29 protein-coding genes and 1 pseudogene are annotated in these 24,180 nt (G+C 51.4%); 23 read left to right on the plus strand and 7 right to left on the minus strand.

Annotated elements, in window-relative coordinates:
• The first annotated feature begins 826 nt into the window (after positions 1–826).
• From pruA to MV421_RS05910, 9 genes are all read left to right on the plus strand, one after another.
• The gene (pruA, locus tag MV421_RS05870) at positions 827–2,392 is read left to right on the plus strand and encodes an L-glutamate gamma-semialdehyde dehydrogenase (protein WP_297518003.1); all 1,566 of its coding nucleotides are present in this window, start codon (positions 827–829) and stop codon (positions 2,390–2,392) included.
• Between the two features lie 110 nt (positions 2,393–2,502).
• Positions 2,503–2,904, plus strand: coding sequence for a hypothetical protein (locus tag MV421_RS05875; RefSeq protein ID WP_297417518.1), 402 nt, complete (start codon positions 2,503–2,505; stop codon positions 2,902–2,904).
• Between the two features lie 4 nt (positions 2,905–2,908).
• Positions 2,909–3,616, plus strand: coding sequence for a hypothetical protein (locus MV421_RS05880; RefSeq protein WP_297417516.1), 708 nt, complete (start codon positions 2,909–2,911; stop codon positions 3,614–3,616).
• On the plus strand, positions 3,576–4,109 hold the full coding sequence (locus MV421_RS05885) for an ECF transporter S component (protein WP_297417513.1): 534 nt from the start codon (positions 3,576–3,578) through the stop codon (positions 4,107–4,109). The genes MV421_RS05880 and MV421_RS05885 overlap by 41 nt, the downstream gene beginning before the upstream one ends.
• Positions 4,110–4,315: 206 nt before the next feature.
• The gene (locus MV421_RS05890) at positions 4,316–5,056 is read left to right on the plus strand and encodes a DUF364 domain-containing protein (protein WP_297417510.1); all 741 of its coding nucleotides are present in this window, start codon (positions 4,316–4,318) and stop codon (positions 5,054–5,056) included.
• Positions 5,057–5,137: 81 nt separating this feature from the next.
• Positions 5,138–5,956 (plus strand): molybdate ABC transporter substrate-binding protein, encoded by an 819-nt coding sequence (gene modA / locus MV421_RS05895; RefSeq protein ID WP_297417506.1) that lies wholly within the window; start codon positions 5,138–5,140, stop codon positions 5,954–5,956.
• Entirely contained in the window at positions 5,944–6,741 is a 798-nt protein-coding gene (locus MV421_RS05900; protein WP_297417503.1) for an ABC transporter permease, read from the plus strand. Before modA ends, MV421_RS05900 begins: the two co-directional genes overlap by 13 nt.
• On the plus strand, positions 6,722–7,774 hold the full coding sequence (locus MV421_RS05905) for an ATP-binding cassette domain-containing protein (RefSeq protein WP_297417500.1): 1,053 nt from the start codon (positions 6,722–6,724) through the stop codon (positions 7,772–7,774). Before MV421_RS05900 ends, MV421_RS05905 begins: the two co-directional genes overlap by 20 nt.
• Positions 7,771–8,571 (plus strand): hypothetical protein, encoded by an 801-nt coding sequence (locus MV421_RS05910; protein WP_297417495.1) that lies wholly within the window; start codon positions 7,771–7,773, stop codon positions 8,569–8,571. The genes MV421_RS05905 and MV421_RS05910 overlap by 4 nt, the downstream gene beginning before the upstream one ends.
• Here MV421_RS05910 and feoB read toward each other — a convergent pair.
• Both feoB and MV421_RS05920 read right to left on the minus strand, forming a co-directional pair.
• Positions 8,542–10,452: a ferrous iron transport protein B gene (feoB, locus tag MV421_RS05915; RefSeq protein ID WP_297417492.1), complete on the minus strand. Its 1,911-nt coding sequence runs from the start codon at positions 10,450–10,452 to the stop codon at positions 8,542–8,544. The two genes, MV421_RS05910 and feoB, sit on opposite strands and share 30 nt — an antisense overlap.
• Positions 10,421–10,990 (minus strand): FeoA domain-containing protein, encoded by a 570-nt coding sequence (locus tag MV421_RS05920; protein WP_297417487.1) that lies wholly within the window; start codon positions 10,988–10,990, stop codon positions 10,421–10,423. Before MV421_RS05920 ends, feoB begins: the two co-directional genes overlap by 32 nt.
• 152 nt (positions 10,991–11,142) lie before the next feature.
• Between MV421_RS05920 and MV421_RS05925 the strand changes: the two genes are divergently transcribed.
• From MV421_RS05925 to hisC, 4 genes are read left to right on the plus strand one after another with little or no spacing between them, the layout of a single operon-like run.
• On the plus strand, positions 11,143–11,889 hold the full coding sequence (locus tag MV421_RS05925; protein ID WP_297417484.1) for an ATPase domain-containing protein: 747 nt from the start codon (positions 11,143–11,145) through the stop codon (positions 11,887–11,889).
• 9 nt (positions 11,890–11,898) lie between these two features.
• The gene (locus MV421_RS05930) at positions 11,899–12,594 is read left to right on the plus strand and encodes a hypothetical protein (RefSeq protein ID WP_297417481.1); all 696 of its coding nucleotides are present in this window, start codon (positions 11,899–11,901) and stop codon (positions 12,592–12,594) included.
• Positions 12,591–13,169: a regulator of amino acid metabolism, contains ACT domain protein gene (locus MV421_RS05935; protein ID WP_297417479.1), complete on the plus strand. Its 579-nt coding sequence runs from the start codon at positions 12,591–12,593 to the stop codon at positions 13,167–13,169. Before MV421_RS05930 ends, MV421_RS05935 begins: the two co-directional genes overlap by 4 nt.
• The gene (hisC, locus tag MV421_RS05940; RefSeq protein ID WP_297417476.1) at positions 13,156–14,172 is read left to right on the plus strand and encodes a histidinol-phosphate transaminase; all 1,017 of its coding nucleotides are present in this window, start codon (positions 13,156–13,158) and stop codon (positions 14,170–14,172) included. Before MV421_RS05935 ends, hisC begins: the two co-directional genes overlap by 14 nt.
• On the opposite strand, the pseudogene MV421_RS05945 reads toward hisC, so the two are convergent.
• Positions 14,159–15,055, minus strand: a pseudogene (locus MV421_RS05945) (Mrp/NBP35 family ATP-binding protein). The gene hisC and the pseudogene MV421_RS05945 overlap by 14 nt on opposite strands.
• 359 nt (positions 15,056–15,414) lie before the next feature.
• On the opposite strand from MV421_RS05945, the gene MV421_RS05950 reads away from it, so the two are divergent.
• Positions 15,415–16,083, plus strand: a complete 669-nt coding sequence (locus MV421_RS05950; protein ID WP_297417675.1) for an MBL fold metallo-hydrolase — start codon at positions 15,415–15,417, stop codon at positions 16,081–16,083.
• A 63-nt stretch (positions 16,084–16,146) separates the two neighbouring features.
• On the opposite strand, the gene MV421_RS05955 is transcribed toward MV421_RS05950, so the two are convergent.
• Both MV421_RS05955 and MV421_RS05960 read right to left on the minus strand, forming a co-directional pair.
• On the minus strand, positions 16,147–16,287 hold the full coding sequence (locus MV421_RS05955; protein ID WP_297417473.1) for a hypothetical protein: 141 nt from the start codon (positions 16,285–16,287) through the stop codon (positions 16,147–16,149).
• Between the two features lie 175 nt (positions 16,288–16,462).
• Positions 16,463–16,957, minus strand: coding sequence for a DUF2250 domain-containing protein (locus MV421_RS05960; protein WP_297417470.1), 495 nt, complete (start codon positions 16,955–16,957; stop codon positions 16,463–16,465).
• A 142-nt stretch (positions 16,958–17,099) separates the two neighbouring features.
• On the opposite strand from MV421_RS05960, the gene MV421_RS05965 reads away from it, so the two are divergent.
• Positions 17,100–17,546, plus strand: a complete 447-nt coding sequence (locus MV421_RS05965; RefSeq protein WP_297417466.1) for a CGGC domain-containing protein — start codon at positions 17,100–17,102, stop codon at positions 17,544–17,546.
• Between the two features lie 16 nt (positions 17,547–17,562).
• Here the strand turns inward: MV421_RS05965 and MV421_RS05970 are convergent, their stop codons facing one another.
• Positions 17,563–17,991 carry an isoprenylcysteine carboxylmethyltransferase family protein gene (locus MV421_RS05970; RefSeq protein ID WP_297417463.1) on the minus strand — a complete coding sequence of 143 codons (429 nt, stop codon included), beginning with the start codon at positions 17,989–17,991 and terminating at the stop codon, positions 17,563–17,565.
• 2 nt (positions 17,992–17,993) lie between these two features.
• Complete coding sequence (locus tag MV421_RS05975; protein ID WP_297417672.1) at positions 17,994–18,419, minus strand: NifB/NifX family molybdenum-iron cluster-binding protein; 426 nt, start codon at positions 18,417–18,419, stop codon at positions 17,994–17,996.
• A 101-nt stretch (positions 18,420–18,520) separates the two neighbouring features.
• On the opposite strand from MV421_RS05975, the gene MV421_RS05980 reads away from it, so the two are divergent.
• The 8 genes from MV421_RS05980 to MV421_RS06015 all read left to right on the plus strand — a co-directional run bounded on the left by MV421_RS05980 (position 18,521) and on the right by MV421_RS06015 (position 24,147).
• Entirely contained in the window at positions 18,521–19,099 is a 579-nt protein-coding gene (locus MV421_RS05980) for a NifB/NifX family molybdenum-iron cluster-binding protein (protein ID WP_297417460.1), read from the plus strand.
• 67 nt (positions 19,100–19,166) lie between these two features.
• Positions 19,167–19,403, plus strand: coding sequence for a hypothetical protein (locus MV421_RS05985; RefSeq protein ID WP_297417457.1), 237 nt, complete (start codon positions 19,167–19,169; stop codon positions 19,401–19,403).
• 55 nt (positions 19,404–19,458) lie between these two features.
• Positions 19,459–19,953 (plus strand): NifB/NifX family molybdenum-iron cluster-binding protein, encoded by a 495-nt coding sequence (locus tag MV421_RS05990; protein WP_297417669.1) that lies wholly within the window; start codon positions 19,459–19,461, stop codon positions 19,951–19,953.
• Between the two features lie 454 nt (positions 19,954–20,407).
• Positions 20,408–21,364 (plus strand): winged helix-turn-helix domain-containing protein, encoded by a 957-nt coding sequence (locus MV421_RS05995; RefSeq protein WP_297417454.1) that lies wholly within the window; start codon positions 20,408–20,410, stop codon positions 21,362–21,364.
• A 273-nt stretch (positions 21,365–21,637) separates the two neighbouring features.
• Positions 21,638–22,051, plus strand: coding sequence for a type I restriction enzyme endonuclease domain-containing protein (locus tag MV421_RS06000; RefSeq protein ID WP_297417451.1), 414 nt, complete (start codon positions 21,638–21,640; stop codon positions 22,049–22,051).
• On the plus strand, positions 22,042–22,707 hold the full coding sequence (locus MV421_RS06005; RefSeq protein WP_297417449.1) for a M48 family metallopeptidase: 666 nt from the start codon (positions 22,042–22,044) through the stop codon (positions 22,705–22,707). The genes MV421_RS06000 and MV421_RS06005 overlap by 10 nt, the downstream gene beginning before the upstream one ends.
• A gap of 40 nt (positions 22,708–22,747) precedes the next feature.
• Entirely contained in the window at positions 22,748–23,314 is a 567-nt protein-coding gene (locus MV421_RS06010; RefSeq protein ID WP_297518152.1) for a DUF998 domain-containing protein, read from the plus strand.
• Positions 23,315–23,355: 41 nt separating this feature from the next.
• Entirely contained in the window at positions 23,356–24,147 is a 792-nt protein-coding gene (locus MV421_RS06015; protein WP_297503131.1) for an SDR family oxidoreductase, read from the plus strand.
• Positions 24,148–24,180 lie beyond the last annotated feature (33 nt).

Below are 24,180 nucleotides of genomic sequence, written 5' to 3' on the forward strand. Positions count from 1 at the left end.
ACTTAAGTAGGGATAGTGTATCATCCGTGTAATATGGAGTGGTGGAACCATTCATCCTTAAAAGGGGAGAAGTTTGGGGGAGAGTCTCAGGGCCGATAAATAGGGAATTCTGGAGTTTGTCATTTACGTAAGCACGGAATGATTTTCACGGGAAGAACGGCCGATGTTAAGAGCCCCATTGATGGTTGGAGATAGCGAGTTACCCTTGCCGACGGCGATCTCGCGAGAAAGGTCGTTTCAAGCGCCCACGACGAGGGCAGATGCGTCAAGGCATTTCTCAGATCCACCGATCTGATGGGAGACATCTTTGATGAATTCCCAAAAGGCTTATAGATTTGGTAGTCGCAGACAGAAGGATAAGAGCGGTAACCTTTAGGGGCAGTACTAAGGTTGGGAGCACATCCTTGCAGTCGGGGGAATAAAGATCCATCACATGGCACTCGGTGGAAAGGATCCCACAGTAGTCCTCGACGACACTCCTTGAGAAAACCGTTGAGAAGCTCTCAAGGATAGAGCCTAAGAACTTACTCGAGGACGAAAGTGCCATCATGGGGATATCACGTCTGGCTCGTCCTCTTTGATGGGAGAACCCTTCCGAAGCTCAGGGCTTTTCAGGAGGACATCTCCGGCCTGCTGGCACTGCTCGTTAAACTACTACAGAAGGGGTGTGGGGGTACATCTGACTTTCGTTAAATATTTTTATTTAACAAAAACACAATTGTTTAATCATAAGGCTTAAATATTTTCTAGGGGGCAGTTACCCCGGTGATGTCGTTGCTGTGGAAGATGGAGAAGCCTGCAAACGAAGCCGACCGCATACCGACGTATGCGCCAGGTACATACGAGAGAGAAGCTCAAGAGGGAACTCAAGAGGATAAGGGAAAATGTGGAAGAGATACCACTCATTATAGGGGGCAAGAAGGTAAAAACGAGCGAAACAGTTGAAGTAAGGTGCCCCCACGACCACGACATCGTGCTTGCAAGAGCCCATCTTGCTGGGGAAGATGAACTGAAAGAGGCTATAGAGGCCGCTCTCTCCGCGTGGGAGGAGTGGTCGGAGCTCGAATGGTACCACAGGGTTGAGATATTCAGAAAGGCCGCCGATCTCCTGGCTGGGAAGCACAGGATTAGGAATGTAGCAGCAATCATGATGAACCTCTCCAAGAACTCCTATGAAGCCGAGATAGACCTCGCAGAGCTCGTAGATTTCTGGCGCTTCAACGCTCACTATCTCAGGTGGCTCTACGAGCAGCAGCCGGACCAGGCTCCTGGGGAGATGAATAGGATTGATTGGAGGCCGCTCGAGGGGTTCGTCGTGGCGATAACTCCCTTCAACTTCTACTCTATAGGAGGCAACTTGCCGACGGCCCCCGCCATGGCAGGGAACGTTGTACTCTGGAAGCCTTCCCGTTCGGTTATCTTCGCCAACTTCGAGATAATGAAAATTCTCATTGAGGCCGGACTTCCGGAGGGTATTGTGAACTTTGTCCCCTTCCCGAGTGAGCTTTCTGACATCGTGTTCTCCCACCCAGACTTTGCAGGTTTGCACTTCACAGGGAGCTACGAAACCTTGCTGAAGCTCTGGAGGAAAATAGCGGACAACCTCCCAGTGTACAGGAACTTCCCGAGGATAGTCGGCGAGATCGGCGGTAAGGACTTTGTCTTCGCCCACAGCTCGGCTAATGCCGAGGCTCTCGTCGCAAACCTCATCCGTGGCGCCTTCGAGGCGCAGGGCCAGAAGTGCTCGGCTGTGTCGAGGGCATACATCCCGGAGAGCCTCTGGGGGCAGATAAAGGAAGGGCTCCTCAGGGAGCTCCCGCGGCTGAAGACCGGCCCAGTTGACGACCTTGAGAGTTTCATGGGGGCTGTGGTTGACGGGAGCGCCTTCAAGAAGGCTGTCTCCTACATCGAGTATGCTCGGTCGCATCCCGAAGAATACGAGATTATATACGGAGGGAAATATGATTCCTCAAGGGGCTGGTTCATAGAGCCAACCGTCGTGCTGACGAAGAACCCAACGGGGAAGCTGATGACGGAGGAAATATTCGCCCCTGTGCTCACGGTTTATGTCTATCCGGACAGGGAGTTCAAGGAAACCTTAAGACTCTGCGCCAAGACCTCCCCCTACGGCCTGACAGGCTCGGTGTTCGCGAGGGATAGGAGTGCCATAGCCCTCGCGGAGAGGATTCTCCGCTACTCCGCTGGGAACTTCTACATCAACGATAAGCCTACCGGTGCCGTGGTGGGAAGACAACCCTTTGGAGGAGGAAGGTGCTCCGGAACGAACGACAAGGCAGGCTTCTGGCTCAACGTCCTCCGCTGGACCAACCCGAGGACGATAAAAGAAACAACCGTCCCGGCAGAGGACTGGAAGAGACCCTTCCAGCCCTGATCCCTTTCGCAAACAAATCGGTTACCTGGTAAACAAAGCTGTTTGCTTAAACGGGATAGTTTACGCAAAGTGTTTTAAACATTTTCCCCATTTTTGTCCGGTGGTTTAATATGAGAAGAAAGGCCTTGCTCTTGCTCGGGCTTTTTGTGCTGGCCGTTCTCGCTGAAGGTTGCATAGGTGAGGGAAAGGAAGGACAGGGATATACTGTAAAGGTCGTAAAGAATGGACAGGTCTTAAAGGAGTACACCCTCAGTGATCTCAAGAAGTTTAAGATGGTTGAGTTCACGGTTGATGGTAAAGTGCAAGAGGGGCCGGCGCTTGAAGATCTGCTGAAAGGGTTCTCCTATCAAAAGGTCACACTCATAGGAGTGAACGGCGAGATGGAATTAACAAAGAACCAAGTAAAAGAGGTAATCCTAGATTTCACGCATCGTGGAACGGTGAAAATGGCAAGCAAAAGCATTCCAAAGTCCGAATGGATAAAGGATATCTATGAAATTAAACTGGGGTGATCATGTGATCTACATTGGGATAGATGACACAGACAACTTAAATTCAAGGGGAACAGGACACAGAGCAAGAAAACTGGCGGGGCTATTAAAAAGATATGGCTATGATGTCTACGGAGTTACGAGACATCAATTCTTGGTAAGCCCGCTGATCCCATACACCTCCCATAACAGCGGGGCCTGCGTTCACGTTAAAGCCGAAAAGAAGGAGATTGGGTATATAACGACCCTCGCACGCGAGTTTATGGTTGAGAACTTCGTAGAGGACTCTGATCCAGGGCTCTGCGTGGCTCATGATAGTGAAATTACGAGTGAAGTCGTCAATTTCGGTTTTAGGGCTAAAGTGGAGGTATTAAGCAAGGAAGAAGCGTATAGCTTAGCCAAGTCATTCAAAATCCATCTAGAAGAGCTCGGTGGTAGTGGTCTGGGTATTATAGGTGCCCTATCCTCTGTGGGTCTCGCGTACTTGGGAAATGATGGAAGGTTCATAGAGCTCGGAAGAACAAGAGACCTGAAGGGCATCGTTTCAGTTAAGGATATTTTAGACTCAGGTGTGTACAGGGTAGTCTCCACTGAAGGTCAGGTTCTCAAGGAGTGCGAGTACGTAGAAACCACGGGGTGGGTCAGGCCTGTAATGGTAGCTGGAAAGCCCTACTTAATCGTGGAAAGAAAGAATGGACGGTGGGAGGTTGTTGGAAAAACTTTCTCTCTTTGAACAAATTTTCTTGGCGTTTATGGCCACTTTTATCATAGTTTCAAAGGAACTTTTTGATCTTCCCATCCACGTTCCTGGACATTCTGGAATCTACTGGATGTTTTTCTTGGTTGTAGGCAAATCGCTGGTCGAAAAGCCCTCTGCCGGAACTTTTATGGGGCTCATCTCAGGCTTCCTGTCTGTTCTCTTCAGCCTCGGTAGGTTTGGCCCATTTAACTTTCTTAAGTATCTTCTGCCGGGTGTAACCTTGGATGTTCTTTTCTTTCTAAAATTAAGGAGAGGATGGGAAGGTGCACTTGCCGGAGCAGTCTCAAACCTATCAAAGTTAGGGGTTAACCTGATAATCGGTTCTACCCTCGGAATCCCGCTAAACTTTCTGATGATCGGTATCACCCCAAGTATTTTAACATACATGATATTCGGCGCTTTAGGAGGTACCCTAGGGGTTGAGGTTGCAAATAAGGTTAGGAAGTACTACCAAAGGATGAGCTGAGGGTACATCCAACTCAAAAACGAACTGTAGATCTTCGTTTGGTAATGAAAGAGCAACCACACCAGACATATCTGGAGTGGAAGTCTCCTATCCCTATTTAATGATGCATCCGTTTTCCGGAATGGGGACAAGTACCTAAAACTTCGGAGATACTATATACTTAAGATGCGTTCACCCGAAAATAAAAGAGCTTGGAGGTGACGGGCATGTTATTAACCCACATCAAAACGAAAGCTCTCAGGTTCGTAGAGGGCCTCAACCTAGTAGATTTCAGCTTTGCCCTGCCTTACACGTGGGTTCTGGTCGAAGGCTCCGAGGGAAAAGCCCTCGGCGTCGCGATGACCCTACCCGAGGAGATTCAGCGCTACACGAACTCGATAAACAAACCCTCGCTCAGGGCCTTCATCGAGAGGGCCGACAGCCTGAACGTCATCGAGCGGACACTCGGATTAGCGGCAATCAACGCGGTGTCGCAGTACCACATAGACCTGAGCACTGCCGAATGGGCCGATGTTCTTGACCTGTTGCCCGAGAACGCCGGGAAAATAGCGCTCATAGGCAACATGCCACCACTGGCAAAGGCACTGCACGAGAAAGGCGCTGAAACCTTTGTCTTTGAGAGGAACGCCAAGCTCTGGAACAGGGACACCTACAGCGATGCACTGGAGTACCACCTCCTACCGGAGATGGACGCGGTGATAGCAAGTGCGAGCTGTCTCGTGAACGGAACGATAGACATGCTCCTCGACAGAGCGAGAAAGGCCAGACTCTTCGTCCTCACGGGGCCAACGGGTCAGCTTCTCCCGGAGTTCCTGAGGGGGACGAAGGTTACTCACCTGGCCGCGATGAAGGTAATTGACACCGAAAAGGCCCTGCTCGGCCTCAAGCTCGGCTCCTTCAGGGGCTTCGAGGAAGGAAACAGGAAGTACGTGGCAAAAGTGAGATAAATACTTTCATTTTCCGAAAACTTTTTTGTTTACGTAAATGTTTAAATTCGAATCCCCAACCTAGCTTTGGGTGGTCTAATAATGAAAAGCACGAAAGCCCTTTTCCTTATGGCAGTCCTCATTGGAGCCGTCATCGGCGCCGGCTGCCTCGGCTCAACCAACGCCTCAACGCCAACGAAGGGAAAATCCTTTGAGGGTCAGACACTCACCGTCTGCTCTGGAGCAGGTATGATAAAGCCAATGAACAAACTGATAAAGATGTTTGAAAACGAGACCGGGGCAAAGGTTGCAGTGCAGTACGGCGGAAGCAGTGACATCTTTGGAGTCCTTCAAACTACCTGCGGCTGTGACGTCTTCATCCCCGGAGCCTGGTACTACATGGAGCAGGCCATGAAAAATGGCTATATCCTCAACGGCACGGTGGCCAACCTCACATACCACATCCCAGTGATAGCGGTTCCAGCGGGCAACCCGAAGGGAATTCATTCCCTCAAGGACCTCACTAAGCCGGGCGTTAGAGTTGTCCTAGGTGATCCAAAGGCCTGTGCCATCGGTAAGGTGACCAAGAAGATACTTGAAAAGAACGGTCTCTGGGATAAGGTGAAGCCGAACGTCGTTACCTTCGCCCCCACTGTAAACCAGCTTTTGATTTACATCACGACAGGGCAAGCGGACGCGGCGATAATCTGGGAGGATATGGTGACTTGGGCGCAGTCGAAGGGCAAAATCGAAGTTGTCCAGATACCACCAAATGAAAACCTCATAAAGACCATTCCGACCGCCGTGACAACCTGCGCCAAGAAGGACGGACATTTAAAGGTCGCGGAGGCCTTCAACGCATTCATAGCCAACCACACCGAAGTATGGGAGAAGTGGGGGTTTAAGCCATGGAAGGGCTGAGATTCAGAAACCTCTCGGTCCTCCTTGCTTTAATCTTCACCCTTTTCCTTTTCACGGCGATAGCGACACTCTTCTTCGTGCCAAGGCCTTCTGAAATACTCAAGGCGCTTAAATCGGAGGAGATGATCTACTCCCTCAAGCTGTCGCTTATAACGGCCTCGCTCTCCACCCTCCTCGTAATTCTCATTGGAATTCCAATAGGTTATGCCCTCTCGCGTTTCAGATTTCCTGGTAAGAGCGCCGTGAAATCAATTCTTGACCTGCCGATGGCCTTCCCAGAGCTCGTTCTTGGTTTAGCTCTGCTCCTTCTATTTGGCAATACAGCCTTTGGTAAGCTCCTGAGTGACTTTGGGATCAAAGTTGTCTTCACAAAACTTGGGATAGTTGTGGCGCAGTTCTTCACGGCCTTTCCCTATGCGGTTAGGGTTATCCACACCACATTTGAAGGGATAAGCCCCCGCTACGAGCTGGTGGCGAGAAGCTTGGGCTACACAGAGTTTGAGACCTTCAGGAAGGTGACGCTCCCCATGGCAAAGGGGGGCCTCCTCGCCTCGACGATAATTACCTTTGCACGCTCCATGGGTGCCTTTGGTGCCGTCCTAATCCTTGCCGGGGGGAGCTACATGAACACGGAAATACTACCTGTAACGCTCTATCTGAACATTTCCTACGGCAACATCGGGATGGCAATAACGAGCGGCATAGTGCTTGTCGTTGTCTCGTTCCTAGCCATATTGCTCTTTGAGAGACTGGAGGATGAAGAGTATGGCGCTGTTAGAGGTTGAGAACCTTAGCATAGACCTAGGTGAGTTTCACCTGAGGGACATAAATCTGATCGTGGAGAAGGGTGACTACCTGACAGTTATCGGGCCGACCGGTGCGGGAAAGTCCATCCTCCTTGAGGCAATAGCCGGCTTTTATCCCCTTAAATCCGGTAGGATAACCTTAAACAGCAGGGACGTGACGAACCTGCCCCCGGAAAAACGCGGCATCTCAATAGTCTACCAAGACTTCGTCCTCTTTCCACATCTGAGCGTTTTTGACAACATCGCCTTCGGCCTCAGGAAGATGAAGAGGGACGAGAATAAGGTAAGGGGGGAGGTTGAGCACATAGCGAGAGAACTCCACATAGATCACCTTCTCCACAGAAAACCGGGAACGCTGAGCGGCGGGGAACAGCAGAGGGTTGCGATAGCAAGGGCACTCGTTGTTAGGCCGAAGGTCCTCCTCATGGACGAGCCGTTCTCAGCCCTGGACGAGAAGACGAGGGAAAGGCTCAGGAAGCTTGTGAAGAGCGTCATAGCCGAGTATGACACAACGGTGATCCACGTCACCCACGACTTCGAGGACGTTTTCGCTTTGGCGACTAGGGTAGTTGTCATGAAGGATGGAAGGCTCGTTCAAGTGGGAACACCGGATGAGGTTTTTTCAAGACCAAAGGTTGATTTTGTGGCAGGCTTCGTCGGAACGAACGTTCTGAAGGGAGAAGTCATCGGAAAGGATGGCTCCCTAACGCTCATTAGCGTCGGAGGGGTTGTTTTGAAGACTGCAGATGAAGCCAAAGGGAAGGCTGTCCTCTCTCTTAGGCCTGAGAGTGTACTTCTAGCAAGGGATACTGGTCTCTGCTCGGCCCAGAACGTCATCAGGGTCAGGGTTGGGAGAATCGAACGGAGGGGTCATGTGCTCTGGGTTCATCTCGATGGAAAGATAAAGCTCAAAGCCGTTATAACCCCCAACGCGGCAGAAATCTTGGGGGTCAAAGAGGGTGAGGAACTCTATGCTATGTTTAAAGCATCGGCTCTGAAGGTGATAGCATGAACCCTGAGAGACTCCTTGAACTCTACTTTGACGAGGACTGCCCATACTTCGATGAAACGACTGAACTACTGAAGATAAGGGGAGCCGGCAATATGAAAATAATCTCAAGAGAGTCTGGCATTGCAGCCTGCACGGAGGAGCTTTCAGATTTTTTATTGAAGGAAGAACTCAAGGTGAGGTTCCTGCCGAGCGGTTCACACTTTAAAGCTGGAGACACTATTTTGGCCGCCGAGGGGGAGTTGAGAACACTTTTTAGGGCCTGGAGGGTTTCCCAAACCCTCCTCTCTATAACCTGTGCCATAGCAACGGAGACGGGGAGGCTTGTTAAACTCGCGAGGAAAGCCAACCCTAACGCTGTCATCGCAACGACCAGAAAACCCCACCCTGGAATGCGCTACTTTGAGCTAAAGGCTGTAAGAGCCGGCGGCGGTGAGGTTCACAGGAACTCCCTCAGCGACTCAATTTTGATAACACAGAACCATCTTCGAGTTGCTGGGGAGCTTAAAAATCTAAGAGCGCTCAAAAAAATTGAACTTGAGCCGAGGAATATCGAAGAAGCCGTAGAATACGCCAAAAAAGCGAACCTCCTTCTCCTTGACCATTTCCCCCTCAGCGAACTTAGAGAACTCGTCCCGAGGCTCAGAGAGCTTAATCCCTCACTTGAGATAGCGGTCGCCGGGAACATAACGGCCGAAAACATAGGGGAATACGCGAAGACTGCGGACGTAATCATCACCAGCGCGCCTTACTATGCAAGACCACTGGATTTAACGACGAGGATAGAAAGAAAAAGTTAAACGAAAACCCCCCACCAGCCTCGCGATTATTCCGGCCCAGAGCATTCCATAGGCGAAGGCGGTGATTTCAATTATTGCTGCCCTCCTCAACCCGAACTCTTTGGCCAGCATCGAAAAGGCTATGATGCACGGAATCTGGAAGGTTGATGCCAGGCCAAAGGTGAAGAGCTGGAAGTTGCTCATAACCGCGGAGAAGTCGGTGGTTCCGAGGGCGTTTGCCAGCATCGCCGGAACCAAGTCCTTCTGGAGGAAGCCGTATATCAGTGGAATTATCGTTTTCGCTGGGATATGGAGCCAGTCAACGGTCAGGAAGCTGAAGGGTTTCACTACTGGGTCCACAAGATTGTAGTAGGCAACCAGGCCGTAGAGCATCCCACCGACGATGAGCAGGGGAATGACTATGTAAACGAAGTCCTCCATCCTGACCCAGGCCTTGACGAGCATGTTCCTCATCATGGGCTTCCTGTAGGGCGGCAGTTCTTCTATAAGGAAGTGCTCCTCCCTGGGAATTACCACGTTGAGGAGCCTTGCCGTGACGACAAAAACGAAGAACGCCGCTATGTAAATCCCTATGGCGTAAACCGCCCCAGCGTAGTGCCCAACGATACCGAAGATTATACCACTCCTTGAGGAACAGGGAACGGTCATGTAGAGTATTGCCACCTTAAGCCTGTCCCTAAAGTTAGGCAACACGCGGGTGGCCCTTATTGCCGGAACACTACAGCCGAACCCGAGCATTATTGGTATCACCGACTTTCCGGGGAGGCCGAGCTTCCCCATGAGCTTATCGAGGACCACCACGAACCTCGATAGAATTCCACTGTCTTCGAGCAGAGCGAGGATGATGTAAAATATCCCAATGTAAGGAACGGCAACGCTGATCCCCGCCGCCAAACCGATTAGGGCATTCTCCACAAGCAACTGGACGAAGTAGCTCTGACCTTGAAGCCACGGCTGGATGCTACTAAGGAAGAAATTGAAGTAGTTCTCAAGAAAGTTCTGAAACCAGCCACCTATGTAGAGCAAAGATGCAAAGATTCCGGCGAAAACGGCCAAGGTAAAGAGCATTCCAGCCAAGGTATTGTTTATTATCAGCTCGTCCAGCCAACTCAGACGGAAGCCTCTAGCGCTTATCCTCTCCACCTGTCTCGCGAGGAAGGAAGCGTAACCGGCCCTGGTTACTATTATATCCCTCTCGATGCTTGGATGCTCCCTCCTGAACTCCGCTCTTATATCCTCAAGCCCCGGGAAGCCGAAGAGTTCAACGGCCACCGGGTCGTTTTCAAGGAGTTTAACCGCTATCCCCTTTTTGGAAAGCCTTCCGTCATAGTGGAGTTCTTTCAGAACCTCGGAAATCGCCATCTCTATATGATCATCATAAGTGAAAGTGTAGGACGGTTTCCTCGCCTCTCTAAGGCATTTCTCCAGCTCCCCAAGCTTTCCCTTCACGGGGTTTATCCTGATCACCGGAACACCTAGGAGCTTCTCAAGGAGTGGCATGTTGATGAAGATGCCCTTCTCCTCAGCCTCCTCCCAGAAGTTCAGGGCCAAAACCATTGGGACGCCCAGTTCAGCCAGCTGGAGCGTCATTATCAGACTTCTCTCAAGGGAAGTGGCATCAACAACCTGAACCACAAAGTCATAATCTTCCTCAAGGATTATCCTATCAGTCACCTTTTCCTCCTCACTCGATGGGGAGAGGCTGTAAGCCCCGGGCGTATCGATGAACAGGAATTCCTCGCCGTTTATCACGGCTTTTCCACTGCTCATGTCAACCGTTGTCCCAGGATAGTTGGATATCATCACCTTTGCCCCTGTGAGGGCATTGAGAAGACTGGACTTTCCAACGTTAGGCTGGCCGACCAGGAGAACCTTCTTCATATGCTTTCATCCCCCTGAGCTTTCCTGCAACCCTGCCGTCTACCATAACAAGCCTTCCGCTGACATCTAGGACGAGCAGGTCCCTTCCTATCTTTATTACCCTAAATCTCGTGCCCGGAATCAGATCCACACCCATAAGCCTCGCTATTGCCTTGGGATTTTCAAGTTCCATGCTCACAAGCACGCCTTCCTCGTTGGGCTTGAAAGTACTTATCGGGATTGAATTTCCAGCCTTCTCGATGTAACCGACCCTGTCGCCCATGTGCTCAAAGGAGTGGGCAACTTTATGGCCAAAGAATTGCTCGACGGTTCTGTGATAGTCGTAGATAACTTCAGCGGCCTTCTCTCCTTCCTCTGTGAGGACTATCCTCTCGCCCTCGCGCCTAGCAAGGTTCTTCCGCTCAAGCTCCCTAACCGCTTCCTCAACCTCTTCCCTTGTAACTTTACTGTCCTCCATCACATCTCCAAAGCTCGGCGGCGAACCCTTCTCCCTAGCCAAGCGGAGGATGTCCTCCATTAGTACCTTCTTCCAGCCCATTCTCCCACCGGAATTAGGTCAGCCTAACCCAATTTAAATCTTTGCCCGCTTCCTGTGAAGAATTGGTCATACCCGTGGCATAAGGTTTAAGGTTTGTATAATAATCCCAAGAATAGGAGTTAGATTAGTCTAACCTAATGGAGGTGGTTTCCATGCTGGTAAAGCTGGGTGGGTGGATTGACAGGATACTCCCACAGGGGTTCCCGACGAACACCTCAACCCTCGTCAGCGGGCCGGGAGGTTCTGGAAAGCCCCTTGTGGGCTACGCCTTCGCATCGGGCTGGCTGAGGAACGGCGGGAACGTCGTCTTCTTTCTGACGAGCACGACTCTGGAGTACCTGAAGAACACGATGAAGCTCTTGGGAACGAACCTCAACGACTACTACGGCAGGGTTTTCTTCGTGGAGCTTGATCCCATGATAGATGCCATCGAACCGGTTGGTGACACCCACATACGGGCTAACTTCATCAAGCCCGATGTGTGGGACGAGGCACTTTCACTGGCGAACATCTATTTAAGCAACTCCCCAAGCGAGCTCGGAACGATGGTGGTTGGTGCAGCTTTGAACCTGCTCTTCTTCTCGCCGACATACGGCAGGGCAATCCACGAGAAAATCAAAGGCGCCCTGAGCGTTGACAAGACGAAGACCTACTTCCTCATTGTTAACACCGACGTTTTCAGGGGGATGGTCGAGGAGCTTGAAAAGTCAGCGGACAGCCTGATGTTCAGCAGGATGGAGAGGCCGATGAGGCTCTTCCTCAGGGTTGAGCGGGTCAAGGGGGCGCCTTTTGAGAGGAAGGAAACCGAGGTTCCGCTCTCAAAGGGGATCCTTGAGGAGATAAGGAAGGAAGCGGAGAGGGGCAAGAAAAACCTGATTCCGGCCATAAAAAGGCTGTGAGGTGAGAACATGAGGTTTAGTTTTGAGGGCTTCGATTTCGAACTCCCTGCCTTTACCCTTCTTTCCGGCCCGATGGCCGCGGCAAAGCCCCTCTTTGCTCAAAAGTTCATTGCGGAGTTCCTCGGGGAGAACCAGGATTACAAAGTCCTCTACTTTGCCACGAGCTCCCCCGTGTGCGGGGTTCTGAGGAACCTCAAGGTCTTTGGGCTGGGCGACGATTTGGCGGGGGGAGTAACCTTTCTCGACTACCAGCCCTCGTGCGAAGGAATAAGAAAGGTTGACACCAGCTACTACATCGGCAACTTCTCTAATCCAGAACAGCTTGAGAAGGCACTGGGTGTGGCAGACGAGAGAACAATAGTCGTGGTTCCGTCGTTCACACTCCTCCTAATTGGAAGAGAGGCAAAAGATGAACTCACGGACGTTCTCATCAAAGGTATAAGGAAGGCCAATCCGATAGCCTTCGTAGCCGTCAACACGGCAATGTTCGGGGAGCAGAACGAAAGGCTCGCGGAGAGCGCGGACAACGTCCTTGAGTTCACAAAGAAGGGCGAAAAGGTTTTCGTTAGGGCGCTTAAGTTTAAAGGGGCGGCCCCAAAGGAGGAAGTCCCCTTCGACTTCCCGCGTGAGATGTTCGATGGGACCAAGAAGGAGGTCGCCGAGAGAACCGCCCAGATAATCCGCGAGAAGAAGGTGGGAGGATGATTCTCATTGATGAGTACTTCAGACAGTACCCCGCGAGGAGGAAGGTGGCTGAGTTCCTGCTAAGGAACGGCGTAAGCGTTAGGAACGGCTCCATGAGTTTCCACGGGGTAGAACTGCCGATAAGTGAGGTCGCAAGGGCCACAGGGGTAAACAGAAAAGCCGTGTACGTAACCATGGAAACCATAGAAACTTCCAACGCCCTCCGGCTGCTCTTCGAGAGAATCGAACCAGAACTAAAGGTTGAGAGCATAGCACCCGCTATGAACTGGGAGGTTCTCCAAGTTGAGGTTGAAAAGAATCCCACAGAGGTGCTTCACCACATTCTACGGATCATACTGGATGAAGGCAACGAGGTCATCTCGGTTGACCTGAGAAACCCGCCGGGGGAGAAAACGCACCTTTCAATCACCCTAGAGAGGCCCCTTAAAGGTGAAACCCTTAGAAGGCTCAAAGATATTCTGGGGATAAGGAGACTCCTCCTAAGAACCCCTGAAAAAGACAAAACCAAACTCGTCTGCACGTTTTGCGAGGTTGTGTATTGCCCAAGGAGGGGTGGTAGTAATGTGGAGGATTAGGAGTTCGATACGCCGGCTCCCGAGGGCCGAAGCCCCGCCCGAGGTTTCGGCGAGGATTTGCCTTGACAAGAACGAGAGCCCCTTCGACCTCCCCCATGGACTGAAAAAGGAGCTTTTTGAAAAACTCTCAAAAATCCCCCTCAATCGCTACCCTCCGGGTTACCCAACGGAACTGGAGGGAAAAATCGCAGGGTACCTAAACCTTTCCCCTGAAAACGTCATCGTCGCCAACGGAAGCGATGAACTGATAGGTCTAATTCTAAAGGTCTTTGAAGGAGACCATATAGTGATAAGCTCCCCAACCTTCGGTATGTACGATTTCTTCGCGGCGCTGGAGGGGATTAAGGTAATCGATGTCCCCCTCGGTGAGGGCTTTGAACTCGGTGATGTTGAGAGGTTCGCCGATGGGGCGAGGGCAATCTTCATCTGCTCCCCCAACAACCCGACCGGAAACACCCACCCAAAAAAGAGAATAATCGAAGTCCTCGAAACCGGTGCGCCAGTGATCCTCGACGAGGCCTATGCCGAATTCGCGAAGGAGAGCAACATCGACCTCGTGAAAGATTATGACAACCTCATAATACTCAGAACGTTCTCCAAGGCCTTCGGCCTAGCGGGAGCTAGGCTCGGCTACGCCGTCGCGAGCGAAGAAACCATGGATTACCTGAGGCGTGTTCTCCCGCCCTTCAGCGTTAACTCCCTCTCCCTCAAGGCGGGGGAGTTCATGTTCGAGCACCTAGATTACGTGGGGCACGTCATTAGGTACATAATCGAGGAGAGGGAGAGGCTCTACCGCGAGTTCAAAGATTACACGTACCCGAGCGAGGCAAACTTCCTCCTCATGAAACTCGATGCCCATGACTTTCTGCTGAAGAGGGGCATAGTGGTGAAGAAGCTGGGCGGAAGGCTCAAGGGTCATATCCGGGTGACCGTTGGGAGGAAAGAGGAAAACGACGAGCTCATAAGTGCTTTAAGGGAGTTCATCAACCTCACAGCGGGGTAGATAGCTCTTCGGTCTCTTCCCCCCCTTTCGTCTCTTCCAATTTTTTAACCAGTTTTTCTGCGATCTCTTCAATGGCCTTCGCCGCTGAAGTATCGCCATAGAGAACTATTGGGATGCCGGCATCGCTGGCTTCTCTAGCCTTGAGGTCGATGGGAATTTCACCGAGGAAGTTAACGCCCTCCTTCTCCGCGAGCTTCCTGCCGCCACCCCTTCCAAAGAGGTCTATCTCGTTCCCACAGTGTGGGCAGATGAGGTAACTCATGTTCTCAACCACAGCAACGTACGGCACCCCCATCTTCTTCATGAAGTTTACCGCTTTTCCTGTGTCCAGAAGGGCAACCTCCTGCGGGGTGGTTACTATCACTGCCGCGTCGAGTTTTATGCTCTGCGTAACCGTCAGTATCTCGTCACCTGTTCCCGGTGGGAAATCCACGATAAAGAAGTCAAGCTCACCCCACTTCGTGTCCCCCAAGAGCTGCTATATTGCCTTTGTCACAAGCGGCCCACGCCAGATGACCGGCTGGTCTTCTCCCACAATAAAGCCGAGGGTCATGACTTTAATCAGGACCGTTTTTCCGTTGAAGTCCGTCTCCGGAGGGAGCATCTCGAACCTGCCGTCTTCCGTTCTCTCGGCTAGAACGTTGACGTTTTCAAGCCCCATCATTTTGGCTATGTCTGGACCATGTATATCAGCGTCGAGGATCCCAACGCGGTAGCCTTTCTTTGCCAGGGCCGTTGCAAGGTTGACGGCAACCGTGCTCTTTCCAACGCCGCCCTTGCCGCTCAGAACCGCTATCTTGTACTTCCACTTAGATCCCTTTTTCCTGATCCTATCCTTCGTAACCTGAATGGCGTTAACAGCTTTTTCACGGTTCAGGGCCATTTTTGCCACCAAAGGACAATTACATGAGCTTACGATAAAGTTTTTGGTATTTTAACCTCAAGTTATACTCAAAATTGTCCAGTAAGCTTTTTAGAGCGTTTGTGCATATGCACAGCTGGTGATGGACATGCCGAGAGGCTGGGGAAGAGGCAGGGTGTGGTTTGGCAAGGGCAGATGGTTCGCCCCATAGCCCGGTGGGGGGCCCTTCAGCCACCTGCCGCCGTGGCAGAGACCGGGCTGGGTCTATAGAAGGGGCTATTGGAGAGCTCGCTTTTATCCATACCCGCGTTATCCCTATTAACCTTTTTTTAGGCGGGAAAATTATTAAGTCACTGAAAACAAAAACCTTCGTGATGACCATGAGGCTAACAATCCTCAACGACAACATCCCTTCAAAGGGTCTCCTCAATGACTGGGGTTGGAGCGTTCTCGTTGAAGAACGACACCGCTTCCTCTTCGACGCCGATACGAGGGGCGATGTTCTGGCCCACAACTCAAAGGCCCTTGGCATTTCGCTCAAAAACCTTGACTTCGCGGTTCTGAGCCACTGGCACGGCGACCACTACGGCGGGTTCCCTTTGATTGGTCGGCTTAACCCGGGGCTGAGGCTCTATGCTCCGTCCGGTGGGAGAATTGAGGGGCTGAGCGTTTTTGAGGTTCGGGAAGCTGGGGAGATATCAGACGGAATCTGGACTTCCGGAGCTCTGGATGGCTTTGAGCAGGCGGTAGGGATAGAGGCTCCCTCAGGATTGGTAATCATCGTCGGCTGCTCCCATCCGGGCGTGGACAGACTTACTGAGGCCATACTCAGAGTTTCGAGCTACAAAAAAGCCCACCTCGTCATCGGCGGCTTTCATTACCCCTCACGGAAAACCCTTGACAGACTTGCCGAAATGGCCGAGTTCATAGCACCCGCCCACTGCTCCGGCGATGAGGCAAAGGCCTACATGAAGAGAAGGTATCCTGAGAAGTTCGTGGAGGTAAGGACCGGAACCGTTCTGGAAGTTGAAGGAGTACCAGCCGGCTAAGAGAATGGCATAGGCGTTTGAAGTGAGGAGTGACAGCCCCCAGTCAAAGAATACCAAGCCAAACTAGGCTGGGTGGCACATGCAGGAGTATATCCCAGGGGTTACCAATCTTTCGGATTTTCTGATGTCCCTCCTTATGTCAAAGTGGCCGTACCTCTTCAGAGTCTTCCCAGCCACCGCGTTGAGGAGCAGACCGTAAGCCATCAGAAAGATACCGAGGGAAACGGTTATCCATCTAACCTTACTGGGGAGAGGGGCTGGCGCATACCCACTAACACTATCGCGTCCACTAGGAAAACCAGAAGGTGAATTTAGGAACGAAGCCGCCCTTCAATGACGTTACACCTCTAAAACTCTAGGGGATCTCCATGTGAAGATTTCACCCGACACCAAGGAACTCAACCAGCAACTTAAAGAACATCACTTTTCGCCCACTTGGGGTTATGAATCTGTGGAGGAGGAGTTCTTCCCTGATACTGTCACTCTTGATTCCCTTTGGAAGCTCGTCAAAGCCTTTAGCCCCCGCCAGAGCCTTCATGACCTTCCATCCGCCCGGAAAAAGCGAGTTGAAGTAGTCCTTTAACCAGTTTTCATCGATTTGCCTTATGAAAAGCTCCCCCTCACGTGAAAGCTTGTAATAGGTGTGGTGCTTGTGAACCTCGAAGGCCTTCTTGAACCGGGCCTTGCTCCTCTTTACTGCACTCCCAGAGTCCCGCTCTACCAGTCCAGCTTCCATGAGGTCTTTTATCGCATCTTCAATCGTGGAAAGCGGCAGCTCGCTCATCTTGGCCATCATCTTGGCGTAGTCGACGCCGGCCTTTTTGAGGTGAGCCAAGACGTAGAGGTGAACCGGGAGGAGTCGCGCGCGCTGCATAGGTTACACCCTTGAGATTGTACTCCGGGTAAGTTTTGTCCACATTAATCCTTCTCGGGGTCCCGCTTTATAAATCCCCTCTCCTCCAACGGGAAAGTTTAAGGTATGTGATGGTAAAAGAACCCCGTATAGATCTTTGGGGATGCCGGAAATGGTGAAGATAGGGATAATTATATGTGACCGCTACCGGACGTGCGCCGGCGGCAAGTGCTTTAGAGCTCTAAGGGAGCGCGAGGGGGCGTTCAGCATATACAAGGGTCAGGACGTCGAAGTCGTGGGCTACACCACCTGTGGCGGCTGTCCCGGCGGCAACATAGAGTACGCCCCGGCGGAGATGAAGAAGAACGGCGCCGAGGTCATTCACCTGGCGACGGGCTTTCTCGTGGGCTACCCGCCCTGCCCGTGGATAGACTACTTCAAGAAGTTCATCGAGGAGAAGTACGGCCTTAAGGTCGTTCTCGGGACCCATCCGATCCCCCAGAAGTATTACGTAACGCACAAAGCCCTCGGGACGTGGGACTCGCCCGAATGGGAGGAGCGCCTGAAGTACGTCCTCTGCGATGAGGAGACCCGTAGGAAGTACGATTGAGCAGGTTGCTCTAAATCTATGGCTTCGGAATGAAGCGGGGCGTTTTCTTTCTGTATTTTATCCATTCCTCTCCGAACCTCTCCTCAAGGGCCTTCTCCTCATCTTCTATAAACCCCACCACCGAGAGCCAGTAGACAAGCGGGAGAAGGAGCATGAAGCCGCCGATGGAGAGCGAGAAGCCGGGGAGGATTAGAAAGCCCCAGATTGAGTATATAGGGTGCCTGACCTTTGAGTAACAGCCCTTCTTTAAAAGCTCGCCCCCCTCATACACCCTGACTATTTGAGAGTAGCAGAGGAGCCAGAGGGCTAAACCAGCAACGAGAAGAGGGACTCCCACGACCGGAAAAGCGAGATTAATCCCGAATTGGACGTTTAAGTAAAAGGCCAGGAGGGCATAAGGACCGGCCACCAAAGCCACCTTTGGCTCTATACCCCAGAACCTCATGCTCACTCCTCGACGATCGGCTTTTCGATGGCTCTCTTCTTCTCCCCGACCTGCTCCCAGAGGTCGTCGAAATTCTCAACGAACCTCTGAAGGGCAAGCTGGAGGTCTCTGGTTCTGGTAAAGAAGGCCACCTTGTTGGTCTTGTCCCTTATTCTGAGGAAGTTCGGCCCCATTCTGAACGCTGCGAGGACGTCGACGTCGAGGAGTTGGCTAACCACCGCCTTAAACTTCCTTGGATCGCCATGCCCCCCGTTCTCTTCCTCTTCGAAGTCCTTAGCCTTGTTGTGCCTCTTTTCGAGGAGTTTAATGCTCCCGTCCTCGCAGATTTCGTAGATCCCAAAGAACTCCGAGTCACCGTAGTGAGCGTCGATGAGGTGTTCCTCATCTTCCATTCCAAATGCGACTCTGAGACATTTCCCCCCGCTCATGAACATCACCACCCGGCCTTTGGAACTTTGGCTTATAAGTATTAGGGCCACCGAAAAATTTAAATACTGTGCATATGCACAAAATAATGGAGGTGATGTGTATGAAGATCGCGATACCTACCAACGGTGGAGGACTTAGCGACACAGTTGCGGCGGTTTTCGCCCGCGCGCCCGCGTTCTACATCGCGGATGTAGACGAGAACGGCAACGTCATCAATGAGAAAGTCATCCAGAACGGAGCTGCCATGGCCGGCGGCGGTGCCGGCCCGATGGCTGTTCAGACGCTCATCAACGAGGGAGTTGATGCAATAGTGGCACCGCAGGTCGGCCCAAACGCCCTTGGGGCAATACAGACTGCCGGGATAAGGCTCTACCAGGTTACACCCGGGACTCCGGTCGAGGAGGCCATAAAGGCAGTCGCCAGCGGAAGCGCCGGGCAGTTCACCATGCCTACCCCTGCGGCCCCGATGCCACCGGCCGCACCGGCCTATCCAGCATATCCGGCCTACGGCTACGGCCCCGGTTGGGGCAGAGGCTGGGGCCGTGGTGGCGGCTGGGGAAGAGGACGCGGCTGGGGCCGCGGAGGCGGCAGAGGCTGGGGAGCCCAGCTCGGCTACTGCCCGTGGACCGGCCAGCCAAGCAGGAGAACGTGGCTCGCCAGGTTCTTCGGCTGGTGGTGATGCCCTTTCCGTTTTCAGCATTTTTATTCGTCAGCAGTGAATTGAGAGCTGAAGTGAGGGGAAGATCATGCCACGCGGATTCGGCAGGGGATACGGTAGGTTCAATGGCTCATATAGGGGGTACAGAGCCTATCCAACAGGGAGGGTTTACAGTCTACTCGACATCTTGCTCCTGATTGGGATACTGTACTTCCTGGTTAAGCTTTTCTTGGTGGCTCTCCCGTACGCCCTCGGCCTGCTGGTGCTCCTCATAGTCAGGGAGTTCATCAGGCCGCGTTTGGGAACCTGGTTTGGGCCATTCTGAGCTTATGCAAACTTTTTTAAGTTCGGCTTTCCTAATTCCAGTGGAGGTGAATGTAATGAGGATAATTATGTCAACAGTAAATGGGGGTCTTGACGACAGGGTGAGCCCCGCTTTTGGGAGGACTCCAACCTTTACAGTAGTCGACGTTGAGAACGGGGAGATAACCAACGTTCGGGTGCTCCCAAACCCAGGATACTCCCAGCCAAGAGGCGCTGGAGTCACCGCAGCCCAGTTTGCCATCGACCAGAGAGCGGATGTTGTCATAGCGGGCCAGTTCGGACCAAACTCCTACGGGGCCCTTCAGGCTTCGGGCATAAGGATGGTCTCGGCACCCGCAAACATAACCGTCCGCGAGGCCGTTGAGGCCTTCCTCCGCGGAGAGCTTTCAGGCCCAGTTACGGGACCTGAAGGCGGTGGAATGGGCGGTTATGGAGCCGGTTATGGCCGTGGTGGTGGCATGGGCAGAGGGATGGGCCGTGGAAGAGGAGCCGGCGGCGGAATGGGAAGAGGCCGCGGAGGTGGCTACGGCCGTGGAAGAGGCGGATGGTGAGCTCCACTCTTGTTCTTCCCACTTTTAATTTGGTTACATCTAAACGGGATTTAACACCCCAACTTTTACCCCATAAGATTCTTGGAATGGAACGCCATTCGTTGAACAACGTGAACAACGCTTTAAACAACGTGTCCAAGGTGTCCAACGTGTACAAAAATAAAATGTTCTAGATAAAATTGGGGGGGACGCCCGTACCGTATCCAAAGATGAACGATGTTATCCAGCACCCACAGAAGAGGTCTAAAGTGAAAAATGGGAGTGAAAAATGACCTCCATGTCAGCAACTGGAAAGTCCACTCCCTAATTTTCCAATAACCCGCGTGAGTTTTTCACGCACCTTGCTCATGTGTTATCCAATGCTTTTGTCCACGTTGAACCTGTACCCAGAAAGTGACGTCCAATATTGTACATTAAGATAGAAGACCTGTAGTAGTATAAAACTTTAAAAGTTGTGATAAACAAAAATGTTAACGGAGATGATACTATGAAAAAAAGAACAAGCAAAGAAAAAGGGGATAGCATGCCAGACAATCATGGCAAACAGGCAGGTATCACCACCCCAAAAGAGGTTATAGACGAGGTCAACAAAAGGAAAGTTAAAGCATGGAGGGAACAGCTACCTCCTAAAGAGATTTTTGAAGAATTCGCCCAGCAAGGAAAATTCACAGAGACCCAAGTAAAAATCCTCAACGCTGTTTATTCAAATTCCAGAGATAGTATGACAAAAATAGCAAAACAGATAGGAGTTGCCAAAAACTCTGTTAAACACGCTGTGGATAAGCTTGTTGGCCTTTACCAGGACTACACAGTTCAAGCACTAGAGTCACATGACTTGAAGTCCTCAAGTACAGATGTCATAATAGAGAAACAACAAAAACTCACTCCAAAAGAGGAGAAACTTTCCGCCAAAACCACGACGTTTAGGGAGGTTGACAAAACCACTGCTCAAACTTTGAAGATTGATTTTCATAATACCGCGGTAAGAAGGGAAGTTTATGCTCGTCTTGGAGAACTGCTGATCTATACTCTCCTACAAGCTGGGATCGCCAATAAAGACAAGATAGTTGAATACAGTCAAAGAATGGTTGATGACTCAGAAGCCCTTTATTCCTACATAAAGGACCAACTCGATGTCCTAATTAAGAGTGCCGGCCCCCATGCTATTGCAACTCTCCAAAGGGAGAATTATGAACTTAAAGCGAAACTAAGAGCCTTAGAAAAGAAATATATCCTATTAGAAGACAGGCTAAGGGAATGTATGGAAACTGGAGAGTATATTATTAAGACGTTACTTAACCGTGATCAGCTGATCAGATTAGCTAGTTGGATAGCGACAAGAGATACAATGAAAAATCATCAGGCAACAATCAACCGCTTGCTCTCTGAAAATGCGTCACATGAGCCTTAGCTCAATAAACGCATCCAGCTCAGACAACTCTAATGGTATGGGTTCCGAGTCTTTTCATTAAGATCCCTTACGTACAGCTTACCCCCTTTGTGGGCAATTGACCACAATACCACAGAGCCGGAGGATAGACCATTCTTTAACAATGCAACCTCTGATATGTAAGCATCATCAGGATTTCCCCTGGATAGGATTAGAACTAGAGTCTTGTCTCCACTACTTAGAATTACCGTATCCAAACAAATAAGTTCCATTGGGAGCTTCTGGACGGCTTGTTTGATAGTATCAACCAACTTCGCTCGCTCAAGGATGGCATCCACATCGACAACATCTAGCATCGTCGTCACCCCGATTATAATCGTTTTTCAGGAGCTCTTTGAAATAGCCGAGAAAATACATAGGAGAAACAGGGAGAGGAAAGAGCTCGGACTGAGCGAGCTGGAATACGCTCTCGTCATGGTGCTTAAGAGACACGTCAAGGTAAATACTCACGAGCTGATAGGGGACGTGAAAGAACTCCTGCGGGAGATCAAAACGCTCAGGTTCCCGCGCTGGCAGGAAAAGTCTGAGGCGGCGAGTGAGCTTTCAAGAAAGGTTATGACATTCCTCGTTCGCAAGTATAAAGGAAGGTATGACAACCTTATGAAGACAAGAGAAGACATCCTTGAGGTGCTCAAGCGGTGGGGCTGAAGTACATAAGCATAGTCCGAAACGTCAAGTACCCGAGGATTGAGATAAAGCCCAGCGGAGAAGTCAAGGTTATCATCCCACCAAGCACGGATCCAGAGGAGTTGGTTCGTTTAAAACGGGAGTGGATAGAGAAAAAGCTCGGGGAAATCAAGGGGCTTAAAAGCCAGTTCAAAGACCTTTCGGACAAATTATTGCTGAACGGAGAGTTCTTCGAGGTTGTAGCCGGCGAAGAGTTCTCGGTGAACTCAAAGTTCAAGGTGGTTGTTTTGCCAGAAAACGACCTCAAAATTTTGAGGGGGTGGCTCAAGGACCAGCTCAGGAAGGAACTCGACTTTAAAGTCAGGCTCTTTGCCTCGATACTCGGCGTTAAATACCGGAAGGTTTACATCAGGTTCCAGAGAACCAAATGGGCGAGCTGTTCAAAAAAGGGAAACCTCAGCTTCAACCTGATGCTGATGGCCCTTCCAGAGGGTCTGAGGGATTACGTTATAATACACGAGCTCACCCACCTGAGGGAGCCCAAACACACCAAACGGTTCTGGGAGACTGTGGGGCTCTATTATCAGGATTACAAAGGGGCAGAGATAGAATTGAGAAAATACTGGCTTCTCCTTGGATGGAATGAAGTCTGGAAAAGCCTCAAAAGTGTGGAATAGGTTTATTAGTCCCCGTTCATTTAATTCCTTGGTGGTGATCATGAGAAAATCCCAGCTTTACTCAGGTTTCCTCGGTCCCCTGGTTGCCTTCGTCGGTATATGGACCGCCGCGTACATCAACCGCTCCTGGTGGAGGATTACGGAAAACGCCATAAGCGACCTGGGAAGGGTCGGTCTGCCAAACAACTGGGTTCTCAACATCTCCCTCATCACAACGGCAGTTCTGATCATTTATTACGCCATTGGCCTCTTCGCACTCCTCAGAAACGGCGTGGAAAAAGCCGGTGTTGTAATCTTTGTCCTTGGCCTCGTTTTCCTGGCGCTGATAGGCCTCTTCCCCGAAGGAACTTCACCCCACTACTACGTCAGCTGGGCATTCTTCATAACAGCGGGCTTTGGGTTCCTTATAGCCGGCGTTGGGGCCTTAAGCTCGGGTAAGCGGGCCTTTGGGTGGTTCAGTGCTGTCCTCTTCGTTACAGGTTGGGTTCTGGCAATCTGGGCGAAGGGCCACTTCAGGGGCGTTGCGGTTGCAGAGCTCATCGGGGCGGTGACAATAACCATCTGGCACTACACCCTGCTCCTCCGGGTGGCCAAGAACATCCAGTAAACGTTTTTACCTCCAAGCACAACTTTTTCAAGGTGATTCTCATGATAGGGATAGACCTCTCCGGAAGGCTGGCCTTTACGACCGCCTCAAGCAAGGGCATAGGCTTCGGCGTCGCGAGGGTTCTGGCAAAAGCTGGAGCCGATGTTATACTCCTTTCGCGGAATGAGGAGAACCTGAGGAAGGCGAGGGAGAGGACAAAGGCCGAGAGCGACGTTGATGTTAACTACATCGTTGCCGACCTGACGAAGCGCGAAGACCTCGAGAGAACGGTTGAGGAGCTGAAGAACATCGGCGAACCGGATATCTTTTTCTTCTCCACCGGCGGGCCAAAGCCCGGTTACTTCATGGAGATGGACATGGAAGACTGGGAGAACGCCGTTAACCTGCTCCTCTATCCGGTCGTTTATCTCACCAAAACCCTCGCTCCAGCCATGGAGAAGAAAGGCTTTGGAAGGATAGTCTACTCCACGAGCGTGGCAATAAGGGAACCGATACCAAACATAGCCCTAAGCAACGTGGTCAGGATTTCAATGGCAGGCCTCGTGAGAACCCTCGCCAAGGAGCTCGGGCCGAAGGGGATAACCGTCAACGGGATAATGCCAGGTATAATAAGGACTGATAGAATGGTACAGCTCGCAAAGGACAGAGCTGAACGGGAAGGGAAGACCGTCGAGGAGGCCCTTGCCGATTACGCGAAGCCGATACCCCTCGGCCGTCTCGGAGAGCCCGAGGAGATAGGCTACCTAGTCGCCTTCCTCGCGAGCGACCTCGGGAGCTACATAAACGGCGCAATGATCCCCGTAGACGGCGGTAGGCTCAACTCGGTGTTCTGAGCCTCTCAGGACCTTTTTTGATTTCCTTTTGGA

The sequence above is a fragment of the Thermococcus sp. genome, assembly GCF_027023865.1.
Lineage (GTDB): Archaea > Methanobacteriota_B > Thermococci > Thermococcales > Thermococcaceae > Thermococcus.